Below are 3,505 nucleotides of genomic sequence, written 5' to 3'. Positions count from 1 at the left end.
GGGTGCGCGGGATGACGACGGTCGCGCCGTCGAGGGCGTCGACGGTGTCGCCCACGGGGGTCGAGGCGGCGACGTCCACCGAGTTCGACACGGCTCCGGCGTCGATGTCGGTCTGGGTGAGCGCGTAGGTCGCGGTTCCGCGAGCCTCGGAGCCGACGGGCAGCACACCCTCGGCGCCGGGGGCGTCGCTCGGCCAGGTGACGTCGATCGCGCTCATCCCGGGGAGAGCGTCGGAGAGCACGACGTCGCTGAGGGTCTGGTTCCCTGTGTTGACGATGCGGAAACCGAACTGCACCAGCTCGCCGACCTGACCGGTCGATCCGGCGGTGAGCGCGCCGGTCTTCTCCACGACGATCTCCGCATCGCCCGCGATCGTCGGCGTGCGCACCACGTCCGACGAGTCGGTGACCGCCGCCCCAGCGGGCGAGGTCCCGGCGGCGGCCGCCTGGTTCACGATCTCTCCGGCATCCACGTCGGCCTGGACGATGGCGTAGCTCGCGGTCGCCGTTGCGACCTCGCCCGGAGCGAGGATTCCCGGGGCGTCGGGCCAGCGCAGCGTCGGGACGGAGAGGCCGGGCAGCGGGTCGGTGAGAGTGATGCCCGAGACGGTGACGTTGCCGGTGTTCTCGATCGTGAAGGCGTAGTCGACGATGTCTCCGACGGATCCGTCGCCGCGCAGCGTGGCCGTCTTGCCCGTCAGCAGGGCCGGGACGGCACTCGCGACGGTGGTCTCCGTCGCGGGCGTGCTTGCCGTGATGGTGTCGCCGACCGGGGGCTTGCCGCTCGCCGTGGCGATGTTCGTGACCGAGCCGCGATCGACGTCGGCCTGGGTGATCGTGTAGTCGGCGGTCGCGTCGACGGTCTCGCCGGGGAGCAGTACTCCCGGCTCCCCCGGCCAGTCGAAGGTCGGAGAGCTGACGCCCGCGAGTGCGTCGACCAGGTCGACGAGCGTGAGCGTGACGTTTCCCGTGTTCGTGATGCCGAACGCGTAGTCGATCGTGTCTCCCACGTCGCCGGCGCCGTCCACGGTGCCCGCCTTGGTCGCGGCAAGGCCGGGGCGCGCCGCGATCTCGACGGATGCCGTGGCGGAGCCCGCGACGTCAGCACCGCGAGGAGGGCGACCCGTGCCGTCGACCGCGCTCGCAACCGTTCCCCGGTCGACGTCGGCCTGGGTCAGCTCGTAGGTCGACGTGGCGGTCACCGTCTGGCCGGGGAGCAGGACGCCGGGGCGGGCCGCGTCGGGCCAGACGTACTGAGGAGCCGTCGATCCCGTGAGACGATCCGTGAGCGAGACGCCGGTGAGCGTCACGTTGCCGGTGTTCTGCAGCGAGTAGGTCCAGGTGACGACGTCGCCGGCCACTCCCTCCGCCGCGGGGTCGAGATCGGCATCCTTCGTCACGACGATCGATGTCCGGATGCCCTGGGTGTCGACGGTCTCGATCCCTGCGGGACTCGTGACGGGTCCGCCGCGGGAGCTGCCGCTCGCCGTGGCTGCGTTCGCGATAGAACCCGCATCGACGTCGGTCTGCGTGATCGTGTAGTCGGCCGCGGCCGTGGCCGACTGCCCGGGAGCGAGCACGCCGGGCGTGCCCGGCCAGTCGATCTCCGGCGTGCTGAGGCCGGGCATCGGGTCGGCGAGCGTGATGGCGCTCACCGTGACGTTGCCCGAGTTCGTGATGCGGAACGTGTAGTCGACGGTTCCTCCGACGCCCCCGTCGCCGTCGATCAGGCCGTCCTTCTCGACGGTCAGCGCAGCCGCGGGCTGCACGGTGTTGATCACCACGGGGTTGGAGTCGGCGACGACGATCGTCCCCTGCTCGGTCACCGCTTCGACGCCCGCGACGTTGCGGACGAATCCGCGGTCGATGTCGGCCTGTGTGAGGGTGTACCTCGCCGTGCCGACGACGGTGTCACCCACGAGGAGTTCGCCCTCTGCGCCCGGCCAGTCGATCTCCGGCAGAGAGAGCCCGGCGAGCCGGTCGATCAGGCGCCCCTCCTGCACGGTCACGTTGCCGGTGTTGGTGACGACGAGCTGGTACTCGATGACGTCTCCGACCGCCCCGATACCAGGCTCGAGGATACGGCCGCTCTTGACCGTGGTGAGCTCGGCGTCCTCGATGATCGGGACGGTGGCGGATGCCGTGCGCTGGACGGTCGATTCGTCGGGCGCCGTCGCGGTCAGCGTGACGGTGTTGTCGACGCGTCCCCGATCGACGTCGGCCTGGGTCAGCTCGTACTCGGCCGTCGCACTCGCCGATGCTCCGGGAGCGAGCACCCCGGCGTCGGCCGGCCACACGACCTCGATCGCGGAGAGCCCGACGAGCGGGTCCGTGAGCCCCGCATCGCGCAGCGTCACGTTGCCGGTGTTGACGACCTGGAACGTGTAGCGGACGGTGTCGCCGGCACGACCGGTCGCGCCGGGCTCCAGGACGCCGGACTTGGTCACGGTCGCATCGGGCGCGGCTGTCACGGCCGACACGAACACGCGGTCGGAATCGTCCGACACCACGGAACCCGAGGGATCGGTGCCGGAACCGGTGGCGATGTTGGCGACCCCGCCGCGGTCGACATCGGCCTGCGTGATGACGTAGCGCGCCGTCCCGACGAGTGTCTCGCCCGGAGCGAGCACACCCTCGGCGCCCGGCCAGACCACCGCGATGTCGGAGAGGTCCTCGAGCTCGTCGACGATCCCTACGTCGTCGAGCGTCACGTTGCCGGCGTTGCGAACGGTGACGGTGTACTCGATCACATCGCCGACCGCTCCGGTCCCGCCTGTCGCCAGAGCCGCCGACTTGGTGGTCTCCACGGCGGGCGCCGCGTCGTCGAGTGCGGTCACGACCTCGGCCGAGGTCGCCGTCACGGAGTCCCCACCGGGGTCGGTCGCACTCGCCGTCGCCGTGTTCGCCACCGAACCGGCGTCGACATCGGCCTGCTTGATGACGTAGGTCGCCGTCGCCGTGGCGACCTCGCCGGGTGCCAGCACGCGGTCGACGGTCGGCCAGGTGATGACGGGGGTGCTGAGACCCGGGAGCGAGTCGGCGAGCACGACGCCCGAGAGCGTCACGTTCCCACGGTTCTCGATCGTGAAGGAGTAGTCGATCGTGTCGCCGGCAGCGCCGCGGGACGGGAGGTCGTCCTTCGTGACGACGAGCGCGGGGGCGGCAGTGAGCGGAACCGTGGCCGGCGCGGATACCGTGACGGGGGCGCCGCCGTTGGGCGGCGTACCGGTGCCGGTGACGAGGCTGGTCACGCTGCCCGCGTCGACGTCGGCCTGGGTGAGGGTGTACGTCGCAGTCGCCGTGACGGACTCGCGCGGGCCGAGGACTCCGACCGGGGTCGTCCAGGTGTAGCTCGGCGCACCGACCCCGGCGAGGGCGTCTGCGAGGGCGACGCCGCTCAGGGTGACATTGCCGTCGTTGGTCAGCACGTACGTCCAGGTCACGACGTCACCGGCTCGCCCGGTCGCACCGTCGGCGAGACGTCCGCCGTTGACGACCGAGAGGCG

1 pseudogene is annotated in these 3,505 nt (G+C 71.3%); it reads right to left on the bottom strand.

Going from position 1 to position 3,505, the window contains the following annotated elements:
- Positions 1–3,505, bottom strand: a pseudogene (locus RAC81_RS16935) (AraC family transcriptional regulator); the annotation flags it as partial.

The sequence above is a fragment of the Microbacterium sp. CR_7 genome (assembly GCF_041954755.1).
In the GTDB taxonomy this organism is placed as follows: Bacteria; Actinomycetota; Actinomycetes; order Actinomycetales; family Microbacteriaceae; genus Microbacterium.
The sequence above is the reverse complement of the archived record's forward strand: the minus strand, read 5'-3'. Positions and strand labels throughout refer to the sequence as shown.